22 protein-coding genes are annotated in these 23,544 nt (G+C 70.9%); 13 read left to right on the top strand and 9 right to left on the bottom strand.

What is annotated here, in order from left to right:
* The first annotated feature begins 33 nt into the window (after positions 1–33).
* Both ABD352_RS27060 and ABD352_RS27065 read left to right on the top strand, forming a co-directional pair.
* Positions 34–1,632, top strand: a complete 1,599-nt coding sequence (locus ABD352_RS27060) for a PucR family transcriptional regulator (protein WP_344615297.1) — start codon at positions 34–36, stop codon at positions 1,630–1,632.
* A 106-nt stretch (positions 1,633–1,738) separates the two neighbouring features.
* Positions 1,739–3,001 carry a phospholipase D-like domain-containing protein gene (locus ABD352_RS27065; RefSeq protein WP_344615298.1) on the top strand — a complete coding sequence of 421 codons (1,263 nt, stop codon included), beginning with the start codon at positions 1,739–1,741 and terminating at the stop codon, positions 2,999–3,001.
* Positions 3,002–3,055: 54 nt separating this feature from the next.
* Here the strand turns inward: ABD352_RS27065 and ABD352_RS27070 are convergent, their stop codons facing one another.
* Entirely contained in the window at positions 3,056–3,514 is a 459-nt protein-coding gene (locus ABD352_RS27070; RefSeq protein ID WP_344615299.1) for a GbsR/MarR family transcriptional regulator, read from the bottom strand.
* 85 nt (positions 3,515–3,599) lie between these two features.
* Between ABD352_RS27070 and ABD352_RS27075 the strand changes: the two genes are divergently transcribed.
* Genes ABD352_RS27075 through ABD352_RS27090 form a run of 4 tightly spaced genes read left to right on the top strand, consistent with a single transcriptional unit; the run spans position 3,600 to position 6,948 of the window.
* Positions 3,600–4,508: an ABC transporter ATP-binding protein gene (locus ABD352_RS27075; protein WP_344615300.1), complete on the top strand. Its 909-nt coding sequence runs from the start codon at positions 3,600–3,602 to the stop codon at positions 4,506–4,508.
* Positions 4,509–4,557: 49 nt separating this feature from the next.
* A complete protein-coding gene (locus ABD352_RS27080; protein ID WP_344615301.1) occupies positions 4,558–5,394 on the top strand; it encodes an ABC transporter permease subunit in 837 nt (278 codons plus the stop codon).
* Between the two features lie 28 nt (positions 5,395–5,422).
* Positions 5,423–6,307, top strand: a complete 885-nt coding sequence (locus ABD352_RS27085) for a S66 peptidase family protein (RefSeq protein ID WP_344615302.1) — start codon at positions 5,423–5,425, stop codon at positions 6,305–6,307.
* Positions 6,307–6,948 carry an LD-carboxypeptidase gene (locus ABD352_RS27090; RefSeq protein WP_344615303.1) on the top strand — a complete coding sequence of 214 codons (642 nt, stop codon included), beginning with the start codon at positions 6,307–6,309 and terminating at the stop codon, positions 6,946–6,948. Before ABD352_RS27085 ends, ABD352_RS27090 begins: the two co-directional genes overlap by 1 nt.
* A gap of 37 nt (positions 6,949–6,985) precedes the next feature.
* Here ABD352_RS27090 and ABD352_RS27095 read toward each other — a convergent pair whose 3' ends face one another.
* A complete protein-coding gene (locus ABD352_RS27095; RefSeq protein WP_344615304.1) occupies positions 6,986–8,125 on the bottom strand; it encodes a cation:proton antiporter in 1,140 nt (379 codons plus the stop codon).
* 231 nt (positions 8,126–8,356) lie between these two features.
* On the opposite strand from ABD352_RS27095, the gene ABD352_RS27100 reads away from it, so the two are divergent.
* A complete protein-coding gene (locus ABD352_RS27100) occupies positions 8,357–8,998 on the top strand; it encodes a carbonic anhydrase (protein WP_344615305.1) in 642 nt (213 codons plus the stop codon).
* Between the two features lie 13 nt (positions 8,999–9,011).
* On the opposite strand, the gene ABD352_RS27105 is transcribed toward ABD352_RS27100, so the two are convergent.
* Both ABD352_RS27105 and ABD352_RS27110 read right to left on the bottom strand, forming a co-directional pair.
* Positions 9,012–9,989, bottom strand: a complete 978-nt coding sequence (locus ABD352_RS27105; RefSeq protein ID WP_344615306.1) for an L-threonylcarbamoyladenylate synthase — start codon at positions 9,987–9,989, stop codon at positions 9,012–9,014.
* A gap of 373 nt (positions 9,990–10,362) precedes the next feature.
* On the bottom strand, positions 10,363–11,283 hold the full coding sequence (locus ABD352_RS27110; RefSeq protein ID WP_344615307.1) for an NAD(P)-dependent alcohol dehydrogenase: 921 nt from the start codon (positions 11,281–11,283) through the stop codon (positions 10,363–10,365).
* 526 nt (positions 11,284–11,809) lie between these two features.
* Between ABD352_RS27110 and ABD352_RS27115 the strand changes: the two genes are divergently transcribed.
* On the top strand, positions 11,810–12,145 hold the full coding sequence (locus tag ABD352_RS27115; protein ID WP_344615308.1) for a YkvA family protein: 336 nt from the start codon (positions 11,810–11,812) through the stop codon (positions 12,143–12,145).
* A 120-nt stretch (positions 12,146–12,265) separates the two neighbouring features.
* Here ABD352_RS27115 and ABD352_RS27120 read toward each other — a convergent pair whose 3' ends face one another.
* Positions 12,266–12,661: a hypothetical protein gene (locus tag ABD352_RS27120; RefSeq protein WP_344615309.1), complete on the bottom strand. Its 396-nt coding sequence runs from the start codon at positions 12,659–12,661 to the stop codon at positions 12,266–12,268.
* A gap of 239 nt (positions 12,662–12,900) precedes the next feature.
* Entirely contained in the window at positions 12,901–14,022 is a 1,122-nt protein-coding gene (locus ABD352_RS27125) for an LCP family protein (RefSeq protein WP_344615310.1), read from the bottom strand.
* 512 nt (positions 14,023–14,534) lie between these two features.
* Here ABD352_RS27125 and ABD352_RS27130 point away from each other — a divergent pair.
* Positions 14,535–15,662, top strand: coding sequence for an undecaprenyl-diphosphate phosphatase (locus ABD352_RS27130; RefSeq protein ID WP_344615311.1), 1,128 nt, complete (start codon positions 14,535–14,537; stop codon positions 15,660–15,662).
* A 126-nt stretch (positions 15,663–15,788) separates the two neighbouring features.
* Here ABD352_RS27130 and ABD352_RS27135 read toward each other — a convergent pair whose 3' ends face one another.
* Both ABD352_RS27135 and ABD352_RS27140 read right to left on the bottom strand, forming a co-directional pair.
* Complete coding sequence (locus tag ABD352_RS27135) at positions 15,789–17,177, bottom strand: FtsW/RodA/SpoVE family cell cycle protein (protein ID WP_344615312.1); 1,389 nt, start codon at positions 17,175–17,177, stop codon at positions 15,789–15,791.
* 328 nt (positions 17,178–17,505) lie between these two features.
* Positions 17,506–17,898: a twin-arginine translocase TatA/TatE family subunit gene (locus ABD352_RS27140; protein WP_344615313.1), complete on the bottom strand. Its 393-nt coding sequence runs from the start codon at positions 17,896–17,898 to the stop codon at positions 17,506–17,508.
* 96 nt (positions 17,899–17,994) lie between these two features.
* On the opposite strand from ABD352_RS27140, the gene ABD352_RS27145 reads away from it, so the two are divergent.
* Both ABD352_RS27145 and mgtA read left to right on the top strand, forming a co-directional pair.
* Positions 17,995–18,366: an ArsR/SmtB family transcription factor gene (locus ABD352_RS27145; RefSeq protein ID WP_344615314.1), complete on the top strand. Its 372-nt coding sequence runs from the start codon at positions 17,995–17,997 to the stop codon at positions 18,364–18,366.
* On the top strand, positions 18,350–21,061 hold the full coding sequence (mgtA, locus tag ABD352_RS27150; RefSeq protein ID WP_344615315.1) for a magnesium-translocating P-type ATPase: 2,712 nt from the start codon (positions 18,350–18,352) through the stop codon (positions 21,059–21,061). The genes ABD352_RS27145 and mgtA overlap by 17 nt, the downstream gene beginning before the upstream one ends.
* 22 nt (positions 21,062–21,083) lie before the next feature.
* Here the strand turns inward: mgtA and ABD352_RS27155 are convergent, their stop codons facing one another.
* Positions 21,084–21,800 carry a helix-turn-helix transcriptional regulator gene (locus tag ABD352_RS27155; RefSeq protein ID WP_344615419.1) on the bottom strand — a complete coding sequence of 239 codons (717 nt, stop codon included), beginning with the start codon at positions 21,798–21,800 and terminating at the stop codon, positions 21,084–21,086.
* A 248-nt stretch (positions 21,801–22,048) separates the two neighbouring features.
* Between ABD352_RS27155 and epsC the strand changes: the two genes are divergently transcribed.
* Positions 22,049–22,639: a serine O-acetyltransferase EpsC gene (epsC, locus tag ABD352_RS27160; RefSeq protein ID WP_344615316.1), complete on the top strand. Its 591-nt coding sequence runs from the start codon at positions 22,049–22,051 to the stop codon at positions 22,637–22,639.
* The gene (gene cysK / locus ABD352_RS27165; protein WP_344615317.1) at positions 22,612–23,544 is read left to right on the top strand and encodes a cysteine synthase A; all 933 of its coding nucleotides are present in this window, start codon (positions 22,612–22,614) and stop codon (positions 23,542–23,544) included. The genes epsC and cysK overlap by 28 nt, the downstream gene beginning before the upstream one ends.

Below are 23,544 nucleotides of genomic sequence, written 5' to 3' on the forward strand. Positions count from 1 at the left end.
CCTTGAATTGTCATGCCTTGCCAGGATGTACCCATGGCTGGTTCGTCGACGAACATCGGGATCACGGTCGAGGAGGCGCTGACGCTCCCCGCGCTGGCGCACGCGCGGCTGGTCGCCGGGGCGTCGGGCAGCCGCCGGCGGATCCGGTCGGTGAACATGATGGAGGTCCCGGACATCGCGGCCTGGCTGCGGGAAGACGAACTGCTGGTCACCACGGCGTACCCGCTGCGCAACGATGCCCGGGCGCTGCCCGAGCTGATCCGCCTGCTGGCAGAACGGGGGCTGGCGGGACTGGCCCTCAAGCCCGGGCGCTACATCGCCCAGTCCGCGGCGGAGACCCACGCACTCGCCGACGAGCTGGCATTTCCGCTCATCGAGCTGGACGTCGGCGCGTCGTTCAACGACATCCTCGGTGACGTCCTCGGCACGATCCTCAACCGCCAGGCCGTCCAGCTGGAGCGCTCGCAGGCCATCCACGAACGGCTCACGTCGGTCGTCCTGGCCGGCGGCGGGCTGCCCGATCTGATCGAAGCGCTGGCACAGCTCACCCAGGGCCACGCGGCGATCGTCGACGCCCACGGCACGGTGCTGGCCGCCTCCAGCGACACCGCCTACGGGCTCGACCCGCCGGGCACCACGCAGACCGTCCGCGCCATCCGCGCCGGCAGCGCCAACTACGGCAGCGTCATCGTGTGGTCGCATGACGAGCGGATCGCCCCGGACACCCTCGTCGCCATGGATCACGCGGCCACCATCGCGGCGCTCGCCATGGCACAGGCCGAAGGCCTGGCGAGCCGCGAACACCGCTCTCGCGTCCTGCTGCTCGAGGAGCTCGTGTCCTGGCACACCCTCGACCGTGACGACGCGCTCGCGCGGGGCGCCGCCTTCGGCTGGGACCTCACCCGCCCCCGCGCCGCCGTGCTGGTAGAGCTCAGGCGCCCGGACGGCCAGGAGCTTCTCGTGGCGGGTCAGCCGCTGGAGGAGCAACTCGTCCACGCGACGACCCGCGCGCTCGGCCAGGGCACCATCGCCTGGGCGCTGCGTTCCGGCATCGTGGTCCTGCTGGAAACCGGAACCATCCAGCCCGACGTGCATGCCGGGCAGATACTCCAGGCGGCCGTCCGGGGCGTCCACTCCAGCCTCCACGTGGCGATCGGCATCGGCCGCGAATACGGCGACCTCGTCGATTTCCATCACAGCTACCGGGAGGCGGTCGAAACGCTGACACTCGGCCAGCAGCTCCACGGTGCGCACTTCGTCGCCGCATACGACCAGATGGCCGTGTACCGGCTGTTGAGCGAGGTCTCCAGCGACGGGCTGGAGCGCCACGTCCAGGACACGCTGGGGCCGGTGATCGAGTTCGACCGGCGGCACAACGGAGCGCTCGTCGAGACGCTCGAGTGCTATCTGCGCAACAACCGCAACCGCGCGGCGACCGCGCGAGCGTTGTTCGTCCACTACAACACCCTTCGGTACCGCCTCGGCCAGATCGACCGCCTGCTTGGCTGCCTCAACGACGAGCGGGACGCCTGGCTCACCGTCGAACTGGCGATGCGGGCGAGATGGCTGTTGATGGCTCAGGGACGTGGCCGGCCGCGCCGTTTCGAGCGCTCGAGCTTGCACGAATCTTGAGCTTCGACGGACTTCGATAGCTGCCCGGGAAACCGTACGATTCCGAACCAAAGGCCCGGCCGAGCGGAGCAGCGGCGTCCGGCCGACTACTGATTCGGGAGGCAGCGTGGGAGTTCATCGGTGGCTGCGGGCAATCGGGGTTACGACGCTAGCGCTCGCCGTGGCGGCCGGCGCGGGCATCGTGTCGCCACCCGCGGCGCACGCGGCCGAGGCGCCCTACACACACGCGATCTTCAACGATCCCACCGGTGACGACGCGGCGAAGAACCGGATCTACACCCGCCTGCTCGAGCTCATCGAGGGCGCCCCGGAAGGTTCGACCATCCGCATGGCGATGTACTACGCCGATGCCGTCACGATTCCCAACGCGCTGGTCACCGCGAAGCAGCGGGGCGTCAATGTCCAGGTCATCATGGACGAGGCGATCAAGACGCACACGACCGCGTACGACCTGCTGCGCACCGGGCTCGGCGTGGACACGAGCCAGGGTTCGTTCTTCATGACCTGCCCGGCCGACCGCGGGTGCATCGCGAACCAGGGCACCTGGTCGATCATGCACGCCAAGTTCTTCCTGTTCTCCTCGACACTGGGCGCGAAGAACGTGGTGGTGCAGACGTCGACGAACCTCGGCGGCACCGGCTGGCGCGACGGCGGGAAGGGCTGGAACGACGCGCTGGAGGTGACCGGCAACGACGCGCTGTTCGCCTCGTACACGGGGTACTTCGCGGACCTGAAGGCGCACAAGGCCAACAACAACTACTACGACACGAGGGTGCCGCTGCAGGCCGGCGCCGCGAAGGTCTTCTACTACCCGCGAGCCGGCGACAGCATCAGCGGCGACCCGGCCGAGAACACGGTGATGACGATCCTCAACAACACCGACTGCTTCGGCAACACCACGGTCGGCACGTCGGAGAACCATCGCACGATCATCCGGGTCACGACGATGGCAATCAATCTGCAGTATCTCGCCGAGAAGCTCGTCGCGCTGGACGCGGCCGGCTGCTACGTGCTGGTCAACGTGCGGGTGGATGCTACGGACAGCGCGGAGGTGTCGGCGGTCAACGCGCTGCTGAAGAAGACCAGCAGTGTCTACAATGGAGTGGTCGTCCGCTACTACTGCGAGTCGGACCCGATCTGGATCCACTCGAAGAACTTCTCCATCGAGGGGAAGTACTACGACAAGCCCGACCGGAAGATCGTCTGGACGGGCAGCCTCAACTGGAAAGGCGGCAGTCTGCGCGGCAGCGACGAAGTGATGCTGCAGCTGGAGAACAGCACGGTGTTCGACGCATACAAGGCACAGTACAAGTCGGTCGCGGCGGCGGCGACACACCAGCCGGCCAACGGCGACAGCGTGGCCTGCTGAGCGGCGCCAACGCGTAGTTGGCTCGAGGCGGCCCCTCGGCGAGTCCTGGGCCGACTACGAGTCTGCGTGGCGTTCGGTGCGCCAGCGTTCGACCAGTGCTGGAAGCTCGCGGAACATGAAGCCGTAGAAGTCGCGCATCTCAGCCAGCCGCCGGCCGGCGGGGCTTTCGCCGCCGGCGGCCTTGATGCCCTCGTCTGCGGCTTCGAACATGGCCTGCACCAGACCGTTCTGCGAGGACATCAGGGTGGCCCAGGCCCCCTCGCGGAGCCGGTAGTGTTCGCGACGGCTGCCCGGAGCGGGGACGCGTTCGATCAGCCCGACCGTGGACAGCATTCTGACCGCACCGGACACCGAGCCGGAGCTGATCCCCAGCTGGTCGACCAGTTCGGGCGCCGTGACGCTGTCGTTGCCGGTGAACAGGAACGCCGCCATCACCCGCGCGGTCGCCTTCTGCAGGCCGCCTCGCTCCAGGGTCAGGGCCATCCGCTCGGCTGCGTCGGTGGTGTCGGCCAACGTTCGTCCTCCGTCTCGAAATCTTGTCGCCATCCTAACATCTTCGAGTCTTCAGAAAACTCTGAACGTTTTATATAGTCAGGGCATGACGACGGCGATTGAGCTGTGCGACCTCACCAAGACCTACAACACCCGCAGAGGGCCCCGGCGTGGCCTGGCCGGGCTGACGTTGACCGTGCAGCGGGGTGAGGTGTTCGGATACCTGGGGCCCAACGGGGCCGGCAAGTCCACCACCATCCGGCTGCTGCTCGACCTCATCCGGCCGACCGCCGGCACCGCCCGGGTGCTGGGCATGGATCCCCGCAGCGACGCGGTGGCGCTGCATCGCCGGATCGGCTACCTGGCCGGCGACTTCGTCGTCGACGGCCGGCAGCAGGCGGGTGCGTGCCTGGACTTCCTGGGGAACCTGCGCGGCGGCGTCCCGGCCGCGCGGATCGCCGAGCTGGCCGACCGTCTCGAGCTCGACCTGCGCGCCCCGATCAAGAGCCTGTCCAAGGGCAACCGGCAGAAGGTCGGCCTCATCCAGGCGTTCATGCACCAACCCGAGCTGCTCATCCTCGACGAGCCGAGTTCCGGGCTCGACCCCCTGGTCCAGCAGACGTTCCTGGCGATGGTCACCGAGGCCAGCCAACGCGGGCAGACGGTGTTCATGTCCAGCCACATCATGAGCGAGGTCGAAGCCGTCGCCGACCGCGTCGCGATCATCCGGGAGGGACGCCTCGCCGCCCTCGACACCGTCGCCGACCTGCGCGCCCGCTCACTCCTGCACGTACGTCTCACCTTCGCCGCACCCGTGGCGGCCCGCGAGTTCGCCGAGCTGCCCGGCGTCACCGACCTGCGCACCGACGGCATCACACTCAGCTGCGCCGTCGACGGCAGCCCCGACGCGCTCATCAAGACCGCGGCCCGACACACCGTCACCGGGCTGCACGCCGACGGCCAAGACCTCGAATCGCTGTTCCAGGCCTACTACACCGGCGAGCGCGCCGCCTGACGGCAGGCCCCCCGTTCGCTTCCCCGCCCACGACTTTGGATGGCAGCGCATGACCACCACCACTTCGACCACCACGGTTCCCGGCAGCGCGGCGCTCGCCCGTGCCTGCAACCGCTCACTGTTCACCAAGACCCTGTACGACAACCGGCGCGTCTTCACCGTCTGGGCCGTCGCCACGGGGCTCCTGGCCATGATGTACGCCGGCTTCTACCCGCAGATCAACGCCGACACCATGGCCGCGGTACCGGAGGCGATGCGGGGCTTCGGTCTGAACGACACGACCACCGCCGCCGGATACCTCCAGGGCGCCGTCTTCGGGCTCCTCGTCCCGCTCCTCGTCACCTTCTACGGCGCCGCCACCGGCGCCCGCATGATCTCCGCCGACGAAGACAGCGGCTACCTCGACCTGCTCCTGGCGCACCCGATCAGCCGCACCCGCCTGCTGCTCCACCGGTACGCCGCCCTTGCCACCGGCGCGGCCGTCATCGCCGCGGCCGTGCTCGGCGCACTGCTCGCCATACGCACCAGCGCCGGACTCGACACCATCACCATCGCCGGCTTCACCGCCCAGGCGCTCAACCTGGCCCTGCTGAGCCTGCTCTTCGGCGCCCTCGCCACCGCCATCGGCGCCGTCACGGGCGCCGGCCGCGCCATTGTCTTCGGTACCACCGCGGGCCTCGGCGTCGCCACCTACGCGCTGCACGGCTTCGCACCTCAGATCGGCGCCGACTGGCTGCGCTATCTCACACCGTTCCACTACTACATCGGGGGCCAACCACTCACCCACGGCTTCCAGCCCGCCGACATCGCCATCCTCACGGTGACCACGACCGTCCTGATCGCCGCCGGAGCCTGGCGGCTGAACCACCGCGACCTCGGCCGCTGACGGGCGGCCACCCCGCTAGAGTCCAGGGATGCGGGGGCAGAGATTGCGACCTGGCGACCGCGTCCGCGTGGTGTCGCCGGCCAGTTTTCCGAGCGCGGAGTGGGCCGGACAGGTCATCGGGACGCTTGCCGGATGGGGGCTGCGGCCGGAGCTCGGTGCGCACGCCCTCGACCGGCACGGGTTCATGGCCGGCACCGACGCCGACCGGCTCGCCGACCTCAACGACGCGCTGCGCGACCCGGGGGTGCGAGCGGTCGTCGCCTCCTTGGGCGGCGCGGGCGCGTACCGGATCGTGGACGGCCTGGACATGACCGCCGTGCGTGACGACCCGAAGCCCGTCGTGGGTTTCAGCGACATCACCAATCTGCACCTCGCGCTGTGGACGGCGACCGGGCTGGCCGGTGTGCACGGCTGCGTGGGCACCGGTGGGCGTACCGACGACTCCTGCCGGCAGTTGCTCTTCGAGACTGAGCCAATCACTCTGCATGCCGAGCCGTCGCCCGTGACCGTCCCGGGGCGTGCGACGGGGATCCTTGTGGGCGGATGCGCCGGCGCGGTGGCCAACTTCCTCGGCGCGGGCCTGCCCCGGCTCGACGGCGTCATCCTGTGCCTGGAGGGGCCGCAGAACCCGCACTTCGACCGCATGCTGTGGGGCATGCTGCGCGCAGGCGTGCTCGACGGGATCGCCGGCTTCGCGATCGGTGACCTCACCGGCCTGGATCCCAGCGTCGCTGAGCCCGGCCCCGAGCAGGCGGTCACCGTCATCCGCGAACGTCTGGGCGGCCTGGGCGTGCCAATCCTCGCCGGTCTGCCGTTCGGGCACACCGAGGACCAGGTGTGCCTGCCGTTGGGTGTTCCCGCGACGCTCGACACGTACGCGGGCACCCTGACCGCGGCATCGGCGGTGTGCTGATGGACACCGCACAGCTCAACGCGGCGCTGCGTGACCCGGCTGTCCGAGTGATCGCGCTGGACGGCGACCATCGCCTGCTCGACGGCCTCGATCTCGACGCCGTGCGGGCCGATCCGAAGCCGATCGTGGGCACGGGTGGCACCACGTTCGTCCATCTCGAGCTGTGGCGCGAATGCGGCCTGGTCGGTTACCACGGCGAGGGCGAGATCCGGCCCGGCCCGCTGCGCCTCACCGGGCAGACCCAGGTGCCCGGCTGCGCAGAGGGCGTGCTGCTCGGCGGGAGCCTCGGCCCGCTGCGCGCGATGCTCGGCGCGGGCCTGCCATCGCTCGACGGCGCCATCCTGCTGCTCACCGGCGAGCGAACCCAGGGCTTGGGACAGGTCGACCGGCAGCTCACCCACCTGATCCGCGCCGGCGTTCTGGACCGCGTCCGCGGCGTGGCGGTCGGCCGCTTCGCCGGGTTCGACGGCCTCGTCGACCGTGAGTGGAGCCTGCGTGACGTACTCGCCGACCGCCTCGACGCCCTCGGCGTACCGGTACTCGGCGCGGTGCCGGCCGGCCCTGGTGAGCAACCGGTACCCGTGGGCGTTCCCGCGGTCCTCGACGCGACCGGAGGCGTGCTGATGTTCGGCGAGATCTGATCGGCGACGGGTATCGGGAGGCGGGCGGGCAGTCGCGCTACGGCGTCGGGGCCGCCGCACGCGACGCGGCGGCCGCGGACCACACGGCCACGGCGATCGTGAGCACCGCGGCGAGGATCAGGGCGGCGGCCTCGGCCGGACGCAGCAGCCCGAGCTGTGTGCCCAGCGTTGCCGCGGCGACGGGGACGCCGAGCTGCGCCGCGGCCAGGCCGCCGTACGCGAACGGCTGGCCGGTCGGCCGCATCGCCACGTGGACCAGGACCGCACCCAGGCCGAGCGCCACGGCGAGTACCGCCGACCGGAGATCCTCGGCGAGCGCCCGCACGTCGAGGGTCGCGCCCAGCCAGACGAAGAACAGCGGGCCCAGGAACCCTTCGGTCAGCGCGAACAGCTGCCGCGCCAGCCGCCGCGGTTCGCCGACCGCGGCGACCGCCAGCCCGAAGCAGAAGCCGGCGAGCAGGATCGAGACGTGTGCCGCCTGCGCGAGCGCCGCGAGCGCGAACAGGATGACGAGGTTGACACGCATCTCGATGGCGAACTTGCGCCGCTCGGACACCCGGTGGACCCGTTTGCGCAGGCCCGACACCTCGAGCCAGCGCAGCAACACATACAGCACCACCGTTGCCGCGAGGACCAGGCCGGCGCCGAGTGCCGCCCGGCCGGCGTGCCGGGGGTCGATCGCGAGCGGCAGTGCCACGATGCACACGGCGTCGGCGATCGCGACCTGCGGCAGCAGCTGCAGCACCGCGTCGCCCGCCAGGCCGAGGCCATCGACGATCGGCAGGATCAGCGCGGCCGACGACGACGCCATCAACACCGCGTAGAGCGCCGCATGCCCGGTGTGGAAGAAGATGTTCCCGAGGAGTACCGCGGGAATGCACGCGAGCGCCGCGACGCCCACCACGCGCGCGAGGCCGATCCGCAGGGCGCCGCGCAGACGCGGGTCGCGCACCGGCACGTGCGTCCCGGCCACGAACATCACCAACGCGAAGCCGATGTTCGCCAGGAAGGCGAACGTGCTGTCCCGGGCCTCGATGATGCCGGCGCCGGTCTGCCCGACCGCCGCCCCGGCGACGAGCTCCCCGAGTACGACCGGCAGGTGCCAGCGCCGCGGCGACGCCAGCAGCGGCCCCAGCAGCGCGACCGCGCACACCACCGCCAGACTGCCGAAACTCATCCGATCACTATCGCGCATCGCCAACCGCCCGGCGACGACACCGCGCATACCCGGCCAGAACTCGTTGGTGCTCTTCTCACCTGCGTGAGCTGGGCGCGGGTGATCGTTTCGGCGACGACCTCACCGTGCGGCGCCTCAGGTCGGTGGGCAAGCCGCCGGCGTGGTCCAGTCCTGCAAGCTCCGGCGGGGCCGGGTGCTGCGACGGCTGGTGCCGGGTCCTAGGCTGCGGCCATGGCCGAGATCAAGAGCCCGACGTCCCGCGCCGCCTTTGAGCTGCTGCTGGCCGGAAATCGGCGTTTCGTCGCCGGCACCCCCGAGCACCCCAACCAGGACGCTACCCGCCGCGCCGAGATCGCACCGTCCCAGGAGCCCTTCGCCGTGCTGTTCGGGTGCTCCGACTCACGGCTGGCCGCCGAGATCATCTTCGACCGCGGCCTGGGCGACCTGTTCGTGGTGCGCACCGCCGGCCACGTCGTGGGCGCGGAGGTGCTGGGCAGCATTGAGTACGGCGCGGACGTGCTGGGCTGCCCTCTGGTCGTGGTCCTCGGTCACGACTCGTGCGGCGCGGTCGGCGCGGCGTGCGCCGCGCTGGAGGACGGCATGGCACCGGCCGGATACGTCCGTGACGTCGTCGAGCGGGTGACCCCCAGCGTCCTGGCGGCACGGGCCGCCGGTCGGTTCGAGCCGGAGGAGATCCTCGCTGAGCACGTACGGCAGACCGTCGACCTGCTGCTGGACCGCTCCCGGGTCCTGGCCGAGAAGGTCGCCGCCGGCCAGGCCGCCGTGGTGGGCCTGTGCTACCGCCTGGCCGACGGCAGTGCCCATCTCGTCGCGGCGCGCGGCCTCGACGCGCAGGTGCCCGCCAGGTCCTGACAGCGCGGCGTGGTCACGCAGTGGGCCGCGGCCCTGCGGCGCGGCGGAGCCGGTTGGCGATCGCGAGTCCGATTCCCTCCTCCGCCGGCAAGGAGGCGAAGATGAGGTCACACCCCTGCTCGTCGAGTTCGCGCAGGAACCCGTACAGCCCGCGCGCGTAGGCGTCCATCGAATCGGGGACCGTCACCACGACATGCGCCCTCACCGGGGTGTCGGGGAAGCACGGAGGAAGCAGGACGCCCACCCGATGCCCCAGCTCCTGCGCGAGCTCCGCTTCGACGACGACCTTCTCCGGCTCGACGAGAACGACCCGGGCACGGGGCGCGTAGTGCGACGGATGCTGGCCCGGCACGCGGACATGGCTCGTCGAGGGAACCACGAGCGGGCACCCCAGCACCGCTTCGAGGTCCTCTCGTGTCACCCCGCCGGGCCGCAGGATGCACGGGATCTCGCCCGTCACGTCGACGATTGTCGACTCGACGCCGACCTGACATGGGCCGCCGTCCAGCACGAAGTCGACGGCATCACCGAGCTCCGCACGGACATGGTCTGCCGTTGTGGGGCTGACCTGGCCGAAGCGGTTGGCGGACGGGGCCGTGACGCCCCCGCCGAAGGCCGACAGCAGCGCGAGGGCGACGGGGTGGTCGGGCACGCGCACGGCTACCGTCTCCAGGCCACCCGTCGCTTCGAGGGGCACCCGGTGACCGCGGCGCAGAACCAGCGTGAGCGGTCCCGGCCAGAAGCGTTCAGCCAGCAGGCGCGCTGTCGCGGGCACGTCCTCGACCCAGTCGCCCAAGTGCTCTGCGCCGCCGAGGTGGACGATCAGCGGGTGGGAGGGCGGACGGCCCTTGACCTCGAAGATGCGCGAGACAGCGGCCGGATTCTCAGCGTCGGCGCCCAGACCGTAGACGGTCTCGGTGGGGAGGGCCACCAGCCCTCCGGCGCGCAGCACACCGGCCGCCTTCTCGATGTCACTGGTACTTGCCGTCACCCGCTCGATCCTAGCCTGGCGAGATCCCGCAGCAGGTCGGCGGCTTCGCCGGCTGCGTTGCTCGATGACGACCTCATGCGCCTCGCGCTCGTCACGGCAAGCTTCCGCCGGCGACTGCCCAGAGCAAACCGGGGGCTCGGCCCTGACCGAACGTCCTCGACGCGGCAGCGGCGGATGGTTCCGGCCGAGACATGGCCAGTCCGCGCGAAATCTGGTCTCCAACATGCGAGGTGGAGGTCGCAGACCGGACTGCGACCGGCCCATGAGAGAGCGGCGTCGGGCTGCGGCTGACACCGGGGACGGTCCGGCGATGGCTGGAGCACATCGCGTCGCCGGCTCGCGGGTTCGCCGCCGCGACGCCTGTCACCGCCGGCTACGAAGCGACAGTGACGACCACGTTGCCCCGCTTGTGCCCGCCCTCGACGTACCGGTGCGCCTCGGCCATCTCGGCCAGCCCGTACCGGCGGTCGATGACAGGGGTGAGTCTGCCCGCCTCGGCCAGCCGGGTGAGCAGGCGCAGGTCGTCGCCGCGTACTACCGGCCGGCCCTGGTCCACGGCGAGGTACGTGCCGTCCGGAGTGAGGATGCGGCGGCAGTGCCGGCGCGTCGGCGGTCCGACCCGGTCGCCGACGGCGACGAAGATCAGGTCGAACCGCTCGTCGACCTCGGTGACGTCCTGACGGTGGTAGTCGATGACCGTGTCGGCGCCCAGCGATGCGACCAGGTCGGCGTTGGCCGGCCCGCACACCGCTGTCACCCGGGCCCCGTCGTGCTTGGCGAGCTGAACGGCGGCCGTGCCGACCGCCCCGGACCCGCCGTACACGAGGACATTCTGTCCCGGCCGGACGCGACCACGGAGGAAGGACAGCGCCAGTAGCCCGCCGTACGGCAGGGCGGCGGCCCGCTCGTAGTCGAGGTTGGCGGGCTTCGGCGCGACCACTCCGCTGGCCGGCAGGACCTTGTACTCGGCGTAGCAGCCGAAGCGGAACCGGTCGAACCCGTACACCGCCTGCCCGACCTGCGTGGCGGCAACGCCCGGTCCGACGGCGTCCACGTCACCGGCGAACACCATGCCGAGCACCGGCCGTCTCGGCCTGGTGACGCCCAGCACCAGGCGGGCTGGTATCCACAGCGACGGCTTGAGACGGAAGCCGCGCACGAAGCAGTCGCTGGTCGTCACGGTCGTGGCGCGGACCCTCACGCGCACCTCGCCCGGCCCCGGCTCCGGCTGGTCGACCTCGGTCAGGCACAGCACTTCGGGGGGCCCGTACCTGGTGCATACGACAGCCTGCATTCACGCGCTCCTCGTCCGACTGAGTTCCGGGGCCATCTTCATCGACGGCTGCTGTGAACCCACTGAGGCCGGCCGATCGCGGACGGGCCAACATGCTCCCGTCACGACCGCACCGGCTTTCCGCCGGCGGCGGTAACGGTTGCCCACCCGCCCGGCCCGACCGTCATCGGTCCCGAGGTCTGACACCGTTCCGCAGCCGGACCGCCCTGCCCGCCGGCCACCCCGGAGGGCGGTCCGGCGAGCGCATGCTTCGTGCTCGTAGCCGCGATCGGCCGCCCCGGCGCGTGTCGCGCCTCAACTCTGGGCGTCTGCCCTATAGTTGCATCACATCGCAAATGACCCATGCGTTAGCCACCCGATGGGGCGGCACCTCGTGTGGCGTCGGAACCGACCAACCGAACGCGGCTGGGCGCCGATCGCAAAGGTCGCCGTCCCGCTCGATGGGCGGCGGCGACAGGGCGCCACGAACGGACAAGCAGGCCCAGTGGTGCGCTCGGTCAGTTCCAGGCGACGAACGGAGTCGACGATGGCGGCGAGGTTACGGCGGCGGCTGGCGCTGGTGGCGCTGGTGAGGGTGTTCAAGCCGGGCACGCCCGGAGTGGGCCGGCGGCTGGCGGCCGTACCCCGGCTGATCGCGGCCACGCTGCGGGGCCAGTACGACGGCGCCGCCCGGCTGGCGACGATGGCGGTCGCCGCGATCTATCTCGTCTCGCCGTTCGACTTCATCGGCGTGGCAATCTTTCTCATCGTCGGGGTGCTCGGCGATGCCGCGTTGGTCACCTGGCTGGCGGGCGCGTTGATGGATGAGACCGAGCGGTTCCTTGAATGGGAACGCGGCAGCGGACGCCGCCCGGTGGCGTGACCATCGCCCGCGCGTACTCGCCCGCCGAAGCCGAGGTGCGGCTCCCGGTAGCATCCGGGGCGCGACGGCCGACGTCGCCGGGGCGGCCGCATGGGTACCTCGCCTTGGCGACGACAAGCCTCAGGCGTGACCCCTGTTCGGCGGCACCGCGACAAGGTGGCAGGGGATGTCGGTGTTCTCGTCGGTGTGGTAACTGGCGCACACCCGGTGGTAGCCGTCGGCGATCTGCAGGCTGATGCCGGTCGCCAGGTCGCCCCGTAGGAGCAGCACCGGCGACAGCCGGCGCCCCTGTTCGATCTTGTGCAGGTCGGCGGCGACGTGCCGGTTGTCCGCCGGCAGCAGCGGTAGACCGGCCGCTCGCAGGATGTCCTTCGCGTGGAAGTGCTGCACCGGTGCGGCCCTCAACGCCTTCACCAGTGCGGCGACCACGTCGTCGGGAGCCAGCAACGAAAGGTAGGAGGCCGCCGCCGGATAGTCGTGATCCTCTGGCTCGGTCTTCCATAGTGCCTGCGCCATCCGCGCTGCCTCGTAGTCGGGACCGCCGCTGCTCAGCCGCGGTCGTCAGTGTTGCTGTCCACGCCCCGGATGGCGCTCACCTCGTCGTCGAACCGCAAGCCCGCTGTCGCGCGTCCACGATCCCGGCCCGCGAGTCTACCGAACCTCCAGCGAAGAGGACCAGCGTGCCGGGCCCCGGGGTGGCAGGCCCGGGGGCTGCCGGCACCGATCGTCTCGAACTCGCCGGGGAGCAGTGTGGGTCAGCGGGCTTGTGTCGATGGCCTCCCGGCGGGCTGGGCGGCGTCGTTGCTGATCATGTCCGGATGTTCGGCCACGAACGCACCTACGCGGTCCTGGGCGATCGCGGTCAGCAGGGCCATGGCGGTGTCGTCGAGGATCTCGAACGACTGCCCGTTGATGGTCTGAGAGTGGAACTGGCCATTGTTCACCTTCAACGTGACCATGTCGTCAGGCTTGATGCCCTTCAAGGTGAACAGCCAGTTGGCGAGTGACACGTTGTTGTTGTAGAACGACACCGCTTGCCCAACGGAGTCCAACACTTCGTTGATCTTGATTGGGTTGGTGATCACGCCGGCGCTCGTCGCCTTGGTCAGCATCGCCTTGATGAATTGCTGCTGATGTCGCTGCCTGCCGTAGTCGCCGTCGTTGTTGGCCAGCTTGTCGCGCTGCCGGACGTAGTCCAAGGCTTCCCAGGCGGCGAAGTCGCGGCAGCCGACCTCGTACACCTGCGGTCGCATGTTCGGTTTCAGCCCGGTCGGGATACCGTCGGCGTTGAAGTAGTACGGAACCCCTTCCTCGCCGGTCTTGGTGTTCCAGCCGGTGTGGATCGAGATGGTGCGCTCGTCAACACACATGTGCACCCCGCCGATCGCCTTTACCAGACCCCGGAACCCGTCGAAGTTCACAATCGCCGCGCCGTTCAACTTCAAGCCGCCGGCCAGGCCGCTCACGGTCTCGGCCAGCAGTGCCAAGCCACCGGTGCGGCCGCCGCCATTCTGGTATCCGAACTGGAACGCCGCGTTGATCTTGTCGGTGCCGCCGGGGTACTTCGTCGTCGGGCTCTTCGGTATCCGCACCCGGGTATCCCGCGGGATCGAGGTCAGGAATACCGCATCGTGCGAAGCAGGCACGTGCGCGATGATGATCGAATCCGCGCGGGCGCCCATCGCCGGGTTGTCGACCCGCTCGTCGATCCCGACCAGCAGCAGGTTGATCGGCCCGTCGATCGAGGCGCCGGCCGCGGCGTCGCCGAGACCTCCGTCATGGACGATCTGGCCGCTGTAGTGGTCCAGCATCACCTTGCCCACGATCAGTGAGCCACCGCTGATCAGTATCAACACCGCACCGGACAGCAGCAACAACCGGGCCCACAACGGCGCCCTGCCCCGCCGTCCACGTCGCCCGCCAGCCGGCCCGTTCCTCATCGCGGCACTCCGACCCCGACCGGCGCGGTGCAGGTCAGCAGCGCAATCACCGCGGCGTCGGGGATCCACCACGGCAGCGCGGACGGTCGCCGGTCGGGAGGTAAGGGATTCGGAGTATTCATCGGGGTGCGGTCCTTTCCCTGGACGGCGGGGCGGTCGCCCCTGCGACAGGCCTCCGCTGACCATCTCATGACAGTTGCGATTTTGCGCAAGTATAGGATCACAGCGCCAGCCCGCTCCGGGCAAGGCCTGGCCCGGCTTCGGTGGCACCCGCCGCCCACGGCAGAAAGGAGTGGCGTGGTGCCGTGTTCAACCCGACCGCCCCGGACAGCGCGCCTTCGCCGGCGCAGGTACCCCCTCGGGCTCAAGCCGCTCGCAAGCGCGAGCCCGGCCGCGCATCTGGCGGCACGGCGGCTCGGCGCGGGAGGTTCGTCCTGCGGGCGTCATCCGTGTCGAAGGTCAAGCCGGCCTACGTCGCCAAGCCCGCGGCGACAACCGCCCGGCGAGATTCGCTCTCCGTCCATCCAGCCCGCGACCACGCCGGCCCTGACGCCTGGAAGGCCACCGACATGACCTACCTACAAGCCATGCTCATCGGGGCGCTGCAAGGCGTCACCGAACTGTTCCCGGTCTCCAGTCTGGGCCACAGCATTCTCATCCCCGCCCTGCTCGGCGGATCGTGGGCGCACAACCTGGACATGTCGGCCCCGGACTCGCCGTACCTGACATTCCTTGTAGCCGTACACGTGGCCACCGCGATCGCGCTGGTGGTCTTCTTCCGCCGCGACTGGACCCGCATCGTCGTCGGCCTGTTCACATCCATCCGCAGCCGGAGCATCACGACCGCGGACCAGCGCCTCGGATGGTTGCTCATTGTCGCCACCATCCCGGTGGGGCTGGCCGGCATCGGCCTCGAGCACACCTTCCGTACCACGTTGGGAAAACCGGTACCGGCCGCACTGTTCCTCACGCTCAACGGCCTCGTCCTGTTCATCGTGGAACAGTTGCGTGCCCGCCGCGGCCAGGCCAGCGTCGCGTCCACGCCCACGCCGATCCCGGTCGGCCCGCCCGCGCTTCACGGCCAGAGCAGGCGCAGCCAGGTCTACACCGCCAGCGGCTACGCTGGCGGCGAGGCAGGTGTGTCCGCCCACGGCGGCGACGCCCAGGCGGCGCTCGAATCCGACCAGCGACTCTCGCGCCTGGGCTGGGGCGAGGCCGCCGCGATCGGCGCCGCACAGATCCTTGCCCTGTTCCCGGGCATCAGCCGCTCGGGTTCCACCATGGCCGCCGGCCTGATCCGCGGCCTGTCCCACGAAGACACCGCCCGATTCGCCTTCCTCCTCGCCACCCCCGTCATCGCTGCCGCCGGCCTGCTCAAACTCCCCGAGCTCGCCAGCCCCGCCGGCCACGCCATCCTCGGCCAGGTCCTGGCAGGCAGCCTCGTCGCCGGCGTGGCGGCGTACCTGTCACTGCGGTTCCTGACCCGTTACTTCGAAACCCGCACGCTGACCCCGTTCGCCATCTACTGCGTCACCGCCGGCATCGCCAGCCTCGGCTGGCTGACCCTCACAACCTGAACGTCCGTCGGGTGGCCGGTGCCCGCCCCACCGGGTCAAGCGAGATCAACACGATCATCGTGGTGATCGACGCCAGCTCCAGCAGCAACAAGGAGCCTCCGGTGTGGCGGCTGCATCGCAGCCCTATCACCCCTCCCCTCTGGCTGAATGGACCCGGCCGGCCCGTCGGCGACGCGTCACTGCGGTGCCCGCGTTCCCATCCGTGCTCGTGCGCGGTTCGACCGGCAACGCGGGAAGGGGGGCCCACAGCAATCGCTGCCACCGTCCCGGTGGGCGGCTGTGCAGTACCAGGGCGGCCGCCGGCTCGGCTCGGGCGAACGACGCAAGCACGCCGATCGCTGCCAACGTTGCGACGAGCGAGCTGCCGCCCTTGGAGATGAACGGCAACGGCACGCCTGTGATGGGCATCAGGCCGATGACCCCGCCGATGTTGATGGCGGCTTGGCCGGCGATCACGAAGACGATGCCGGTGGCCACCAAGCGGCGGAAGGTGTCCTCAACCCGGGTGGCGATGCGCAGGCCGGTGTAGGTGAGGGTCGCGAACAGGGCCAGTACCACGAGACAGCCCACGACGCCGAGTTCCTCGGCGATGACGGCGAAGATGAAGTCGTTCTCCGCCTCAGGCAGGTGCCCCCACTTGAGGTGTCCGCCGCCGAGGCCGACACCGAACCAGCCGCCGTTGGCGATGGCGTACACGCCGCGGAAGAACTGGTAGGCGGGCCCGTTGCGGTCGGCGGCAGACGGGTCGAGGAAGGTCGTCAGCCGCGCGACCCTGTAGCTCTTGCTGGGCATGGCGATCAGCGCGACCATGCCGGCCGCGATGCCTGCGAACAGGACGGCGAACACCCGCTTGCGCACACCGGCGACGAACAACATCCCGATGATCATGCTCAGCATGCAGGCCATGCTGCCGAAATCGTTGAGACCGACCAGACCCAGCAGCAGAGCAGTGACCGGCAACAACGGAAACACGATGCTGCGCCAGTCGGCGAGGTCCTTGCCCTTGCGCGCCAGCGTGTCCGCCGCCCACACGGCGAGGGCCAGCTTGCCCAGCTCGGAGGGCTGCAGTTGCACCGGGCCGAGTGACAGCCACCGGTCCTGGGCGTACACCGGGCCAAGCCGCAGTGGATGCGGCATGCCGTCAGGGCTGGACCGCGCGCGTGCCATGAACTCGAGTGCGTCAACGGCGAACATCGAAAGCGTCGCCGACCACACGCCGACGCGCGCCAACGCACGATAGGTGCTTGCCGGTAGGCGCTGACACCACCAGAATGCGCCCAGTCCCACGAGGGCAGCAGCGCCTTGCTGCATTACGGGCGGGTATGGACTTCCGGTTCGCCCCAGGGCATCGACGCTGGTGGCCGAGAAGACCATGACCAGCCCGACGACGAGCAGGAGCCCGCTGCACGACAGCAGGAGATGGTAGGACGCGAGCGGCCGCTGCAGCAGCCCTCCCAGGGTGAGATGTGCGACCCCAGCAGCCTTTCCAGGCTTGCGTATCGGCTTGTTCGCCACGGGGACTCCAACGGATCAACGGTCGCTCCGGCCGGCACCGGCGACCGCGATCACCACAGCCACTGGCCCCCGATGCAGTGTGCGAAAGAGCCACGCAGCTAGCGGCGGGGCCACAAGGCGGCCGTGGCCGCTCGTGCCGGGCCGTGCGCGTTTCATGGATAGGTGGGGCGGTGTCTGAGCCGGTACCTATTGTCAAGTCTATTGCGCAACTACGCAAGTATATGGGCCAGCCACCTGATCCTGGTGCCGATCGTCACCCCTCAGGTGTACTTTCTGCCTCGCCGACTGCGCCGCCGCACCACGCCGCACCGGATCCGCGCAGCGAGGTTCAGGTCGCCTCGGAGTATGGGTGTGGCGCGCGCTCGCCATGGGCGGAGTTCGCGGACGACGGCCGGGCCGCCGACGTACCGTGGTCCAGCGCGCCGGCCGTCTCACGCAGGTCGTTGAGCAGGCCGTCGATCGGCGCGCGGAGCGCGGCCTCGTCGTCCTCACTGAGCAGGTGCTTGCGCAGCAGCGCCTTCGGGTGCAGGTCCTCCAGGGCGATGTCCGTGCCGAGATCACGGCTCAGCTCCCCGGTCGCGTCCTGCGCCATCCGGCGCACCTGGCGCAGCAGCCGGAGGCCGTCGCTGATCGCCCGGGGCAGCCGGTCCGGGCCGAGGACGAAGATCCCGACGAGCACGAGCACGAGCACGTGCCAGCTGCTGAGGTTTTCCAGTCCCACGGCCATGAGTCTACGCAGACATTTGCGAAAGTGTGCAACTATGGTTCGGCGTTACCGCACCGGCGACCGGGGCCGTAGCCTGTACGGACCTGCGAGTTGACCGGGGAGGTCGAAGTGTCGAACCCGCGCGGCGGACAGTCGACGGACATCTCGGCGGAGGTGCTGCAGTCGGCGGCGGCGACGTTCGGCATCCTCGCGGCCACGGTGCGGCTCCACATCGTCTGGCTGCTGGCCGCGGGTGAGCGCGATGTCAGCACCCTCGCCGACGAGGTCGGGGCGACGGTACAGGTGGTCAGCCAGCATCTGGCCAAGCTCCGGCTGGCGGGGTTGGTCCAGGCCCGGCGGGAGGGCCGCCGGCAGTTGTACCTGATCAACGATCCCCACCTGGTTGCGGTCGTCCGGGAGATGGTCGCGCATCTGCATGGCCCGGCGGCGTACCGCGGAGCGAAGCGTGGCCTCGGCGGCTGACCCGCTCATCCCCGCGGAGACGGTGGCCGGCCCAGCGGACCCATCCGGCGAGGCCCGCCTCGACCCGCGGTTCGCCCGGCTCCGGCGGTTCGCCGCGATGCCCCCGTTGCAGGCCCTGCGCGAGCTTGATTCGTCGCTGCAGGGCCTGGACGAGCGAGAGGCCCAGGAACGCCTCGCCCGCCAAGGTGACAACGTGCTGTCGGCGATGTCGGCCCACAGCCCGCTGGCGCACCTGACGCGGGCCGTGCTCGACCCGTTCGTGGTGGTCCTGGTGTTGCTGGGCGTCGTGTCGGCACTGACCGGCGACATCCCCGGGATCGCGCTGATCGGTGCCCTGGCGGCGATCAGCTGCGCGCTGCGGGTCCGCCAGGAGTACCGCGCGGATCGCGCCGCGGCTGCCCTGCAGGGCATGGCCGCGACGACGACGACCGTGCTGCGGCGGGCCCGCCCCGGCGCGGCGGCGATCGCCCGGGAGGTGCCGACCGACCAGTTGGTGCCGGGCGACGTGGTGCGGTTGGCGGGCGGCGACGTCGTGCCGGCCGACCTGCTGCTGCTGCGTTGCGATGGTCTGGCGGTCAGCCAGGCATTGCTCACCGGAGAGTCGCTTCCGGTGAGCAAACACGCCGCGCTGACCGCGTCCGCCCGCGCCGTGGACGACGCCGGCGCCGGCGTCACCCTGCTCGAGCACGCCCGGCTGTGCCTGCTCGGCGCGACGGTGGTCGGCGGGAGCGCGACCGCGGTGGTCGTCGCCACGGGCGCCGGCACCTACTTCGGCATGAGCAACCACGACCTGCCGGACCGGCGCGGACGGAGCACGTTCGAACGCGGCGTCAGGGGAGTCTCCGTCACCCTCATCCGGCTGATGCTGGCCACCGTTGTGGCGGTGCTGGCTGTCACCACGTTCTCGCGCGACACCTGGCTGCAGGCGAGCCTGTTCGCCGTCGCCTGCGCGGTCGGGCTCGTGCCGGAGATGCTGCCCGTGGTCGTCACGACCGTGCTGGCCCGCGCGCAGTCCGCGCTACGCGCGGGCGGCATCGTGGTCAAGCGGCTGCCGGCGGTCCACAACCTGGGTGCGATGGACGTCCTGTGCATCGACAAGACCGGCACCCTCACCGTCGACCGCCTCACCGTGGCGTGTCACCTCGACCCGCTCGGCCGGTCCGACGCCGAACCGCTGCGCCTCGCCCACCTCAACGCCAGCTTCGGGCTCCAGCACGCGGACACACCCGTCGCCGATGCGATCGACGACGCGCTGATCGAGCACGCCTCGCAGTCCGGCATCACGGCGGACGCGTACACCGCCCGGCAGGTACTGGGCTTCGACGGCACCCGCCGCCGCGCCACCGTCGTGCTGCGCCCGGCCGGGCAGTGGGATCGGGAACTGCTCATCACCAAGGGGGCCGCCGAGCACGTGCTGGCCTGCTGTACCCATGCCCGCATCGACGGCCGGGACGTGGCCCTCGACGCCACGCACCGGCAGCGGCTGCACGCGCTTGCCGACCGGCTCCACACCGACGGCGTCCGCGCCCTGGCGGTCGCGGTCAGGACCCGCAGGGCCACCGGCCGCCCGCTGCGGCCCGCCGACGAGACCGCGCTGACCCTGATCGGCTACGTCGGGCTGCTCGACGAGGCCAAACCCAGCGCCGCGGCGGCATTCTCCGCGCTGACCGGGCACGGTGTCCGGATCAAGGTGCTCACCGGCGACCACCCCCTGGTCGCGGCCCGCATCTGCCAGGACGCCGGCCTCGACCCGGCCGTGCCGGTCTGCGGACACGAGATCGACGCGCTGGACGAGCCGGCGCTGGCGGCGCTCGCCCGGCGGACCACCCTGTTCGCACGGGTCGACGCGCGGCAGAAGGCCCGCATCGTGAGCGCGTTGCGCCGGGCGGGGCACACCGTCGGATACGTCGGCGACGGCGTCAACGACGCGCCCGCCCTGCACGCCGCCGACGTCGGCGCGAGCGTCGAGGGCGCCGTGGACATCGCGCGGCATTCGAGCGAGGTCCTGCTGACAGGCAAGGACCTGGCGGGTTTGACCGATGCGGTGGTGGCGGGCCGGCATGCCTTCGCCAACATCGCCAAGTACCTGAAGATCACCGTCTCGTCCAACGTCGGCAACGTCTGCTCCGTGCTCGCCGCCAGCGCCACCCTTCCGTTCCTGCCGATGCTGCCCCTGCAGATCCTGCTGCAGAACCTGCTGTTCGACCTGTCCCAGCTATCCCTGGCCTTCGATCACACCGACCCGGCCGCACGGCAGCGGCCGCGCACCTTCGACACCCGGGACCTGAGCCGCTTCGTGCTGTTCTTCGGCGCGATCAACAGCCTGGCCGATCTAGCCACGTTCGCCGCGCTGCACCACATCGCGGGCGCCCACGTCACCCCCGCCGGCCAGGCGCTGTTCCACACCGCCTGGTTCGTGGAGAACCTGCTCACCCAGATCCTCGCCGTGCACCTGCTCCGCGGCCGCGGCGGCACGTCCGGCTGGTCGTGGGCGGCGCGACCGGTCATCGTCACCAGCGCCGTGGTGATCCTGGTCAGCCTCGGCCTGGCCGCTACTCCGCTGGGCGCGGCCGTTGGCCTGCGCCCGCCGCCGGCGGTCTACTACCTCTGGCTGGCCGGCATCCTCAGCGTCTACGCGTTCGTCCTCGTGGCGGCCAAGCGCCTGTACCAGCGGATGTTCCGAACCTGGCTGTAGCACCGGCCGGTGGCGGAGGACGTCACCGCCGCCCGGCGCGGTGGCGGGGCGGCGGCAGGCGCACCACGCAGGCGTGCGGCGCGCCGAAGGGCTCCAGCACCGCCTCCGCGTCGCGCACGCCGCGGCTCTCCAGCACCCCGCGGACCAGGCCGGCGTGCAGGCCGCACACGGCATCGGGACGCTGCCCGACCAGCTCCAGGAACGGGCACGTGCGCAGGTGTACCTCGACCGAGGCGGCGCCGGGCCCGGACGGTTGCCGGTGCGGGCTCAACCCGAGCCCGCCGAGGACGGCGGTCACCGCTTCGACCGGGTCGTCCTGGGGCGGCACGCTGGCGGCCAGCCGCAGGCCCCAGTCGCGGCCGACCCGTCCCGCGGTCCGGCCGTCGGCGTCGCTGGGCAGGTGCTCGAGCAGGGCCGCCACGAGGACCCGGTACGCCGCGGGCGCCGGATCCGTGGCGGTGGCCCGATAGCGCCAGGCCGGCCGGCCCGGTTGACCGCCGTTGGCCCGGGCCTTGACCAGCAGCCCGGCGCCGGCCAGGCGCTCCAGGTGGGCGCGCGTGGTCGACAGGTGCTGGCCGGTGCGGGCCGCCACGTCGGCGGCGGTCATCCCGGCCCCGGTGTCACGAAGCAGGCGCAGGATCGAGACCCGGCTGGCGGGCCCGAGCGTCCGGTGCTGCGGCGTGTCGACGGTCTCGCCGCTGGTGGCTTTTCCCGACGGTTCCACAGTTCTCGACGTTATAACGTCAAACGACGTTGAAACCAGCGGACCAGGAGCGTGCCAAGTCACAGCGGGACTTTCGGCCCTGCTCGCCGCGGATGCGCGCGGATAGCGTCGAGGCCATGAGCGAACAAGGTACCCAGCGGCGACAGCTCGCCGGCTACCGGTTCGCCGTTCCTCTGGCGGGCGCGCACGTGCGGCGGGTGTTCGACGAGCGCTGTCGCGGGCGGTGAACCCGGCCCTGTCCGCCTGCCGCCGAAGGAACTTCCGTGCTGGACGACATCCGCACCGCCTGCCGGCGTGATCCCGCGCTGTACGGCATCCACCGCATCGAGGTCCTGCTCTACCCGGGCCTGTGGGCGCTGTGGGGTCACCGCGTCGCGCACCGGCTGTACCGCTGGGGCGTGCCGCTGCTGCCCCGGCTGATATCGCAAGCCATGCGCAACGCGACCGGCATCGAGATCCACCCCGGCGCCGTCGTCGGTCGACGGCTCTTCATCGACCACGGCGCCGGGGTCGTCATCGGCCAGACCGCCCGCATCGGCGACGACGTGACCATGTACCACCAGGTGACGCTCGGCGGCCGGGGCTGGCGCCGCGACCCGAAGGGCGGGCACCGCCACCCGAGCGTCGGCGACCGTGTCGTGCTCGGCGTGGGCGCGACGGTACTGGGGCCGGTGCACATCGGCGACGACGCCGAGATCGGGGCGTTGTGCCTCGTCCTTTCCGACATCCCGGCGGGCGCCCGGCTGCGCGCGCCGGCCGCCGAGGCCCTGCCCAGGAGCCCGGCCGCCGCACCCGGGAGCCAGACATCGCAACTCAGGAGTCAGGAATGGTCTACCACGACATCACCGCACTGATCGGCCGTACGCCGCTGGTCCGCCTCGCCCGGTTCGAGCCCGGCCTGCCGGCCCGGCTGCTGGCCAAGCTCGAGTCGGCCAACCCCGGCGGCAGCGTCAAGGACCGCATCGCGCTGGCGATGATCGAGGCCGCCGAGGCCTCCGGCGCGCTGCGACCGGGCGGCCACATCGTGGAGGCGACCAGCGGCAACACCGGCATCGGCCTGGCCCTGATCGCGGCCGCCCGCGGCTACCGGCTGACCCTCACCATGCCGGAGAGCATGAGCGCCGAACGTCGCGCGCTGCTCGCCGCCTACGGCGCCGAGCTGGTCCTCACCCCCGCCGCCGCGGGCATGTCCGGCGCGATCGAGCGGGCCCACGCGATCGCCGACGAGCGCGACGCGTTCATGCCCCGCCAGTTCGACAACCCGGCCAATCCGGAGGTACACCGGCGTAGTACCGCGCTGGAGATCTGGAACGACACCGACGGTGACGTCGACCTGTTCGTGGCCGGCGTCGGTACCGGCGGCACCGTGACCGGCGTCGGCCAGGCCCTGCGGGAGAAGAAGCCCGGCCTGCGGGTGTACGCGGTCGAGCCGGCCGAGTCGCCGGTGCTCTCCGGCGGCTCCCCCGGGCCGCACGGCATTCAGGGCATCGGCGCCGGATTCGTGCCCGCCGTGCTCGACCCGGCCGTGTACGACGAGGTCGTCCGGGTCGACGTCGACGAGGCCCACACCGCCGCCAGACGGCTCGCGCGGACCGAGGGCATCCTGGCGGGCGTGTCGGGCGGCGCCGCGCTGCACGCCGCCGCCGCGATCGCCCGCCGGCCGGAGCACGCCGGTGCCACCGTGGTGGTCATCCTTCCGGACACCGGCGAGCGGTACCTGAGCACGCCGCTGTTCACGGCGCCGGACGAGCCGCAGTAG

The organism is Dactylosporangium salmoneum, assembly GCF_039532525.1.
Lineage (GTDB): Bacteria > Actinomycetota > Actinomycetes > Mycobacteriales > Micromonosporaceae > Dactylosporangium > Dactylosporangium salmoneum.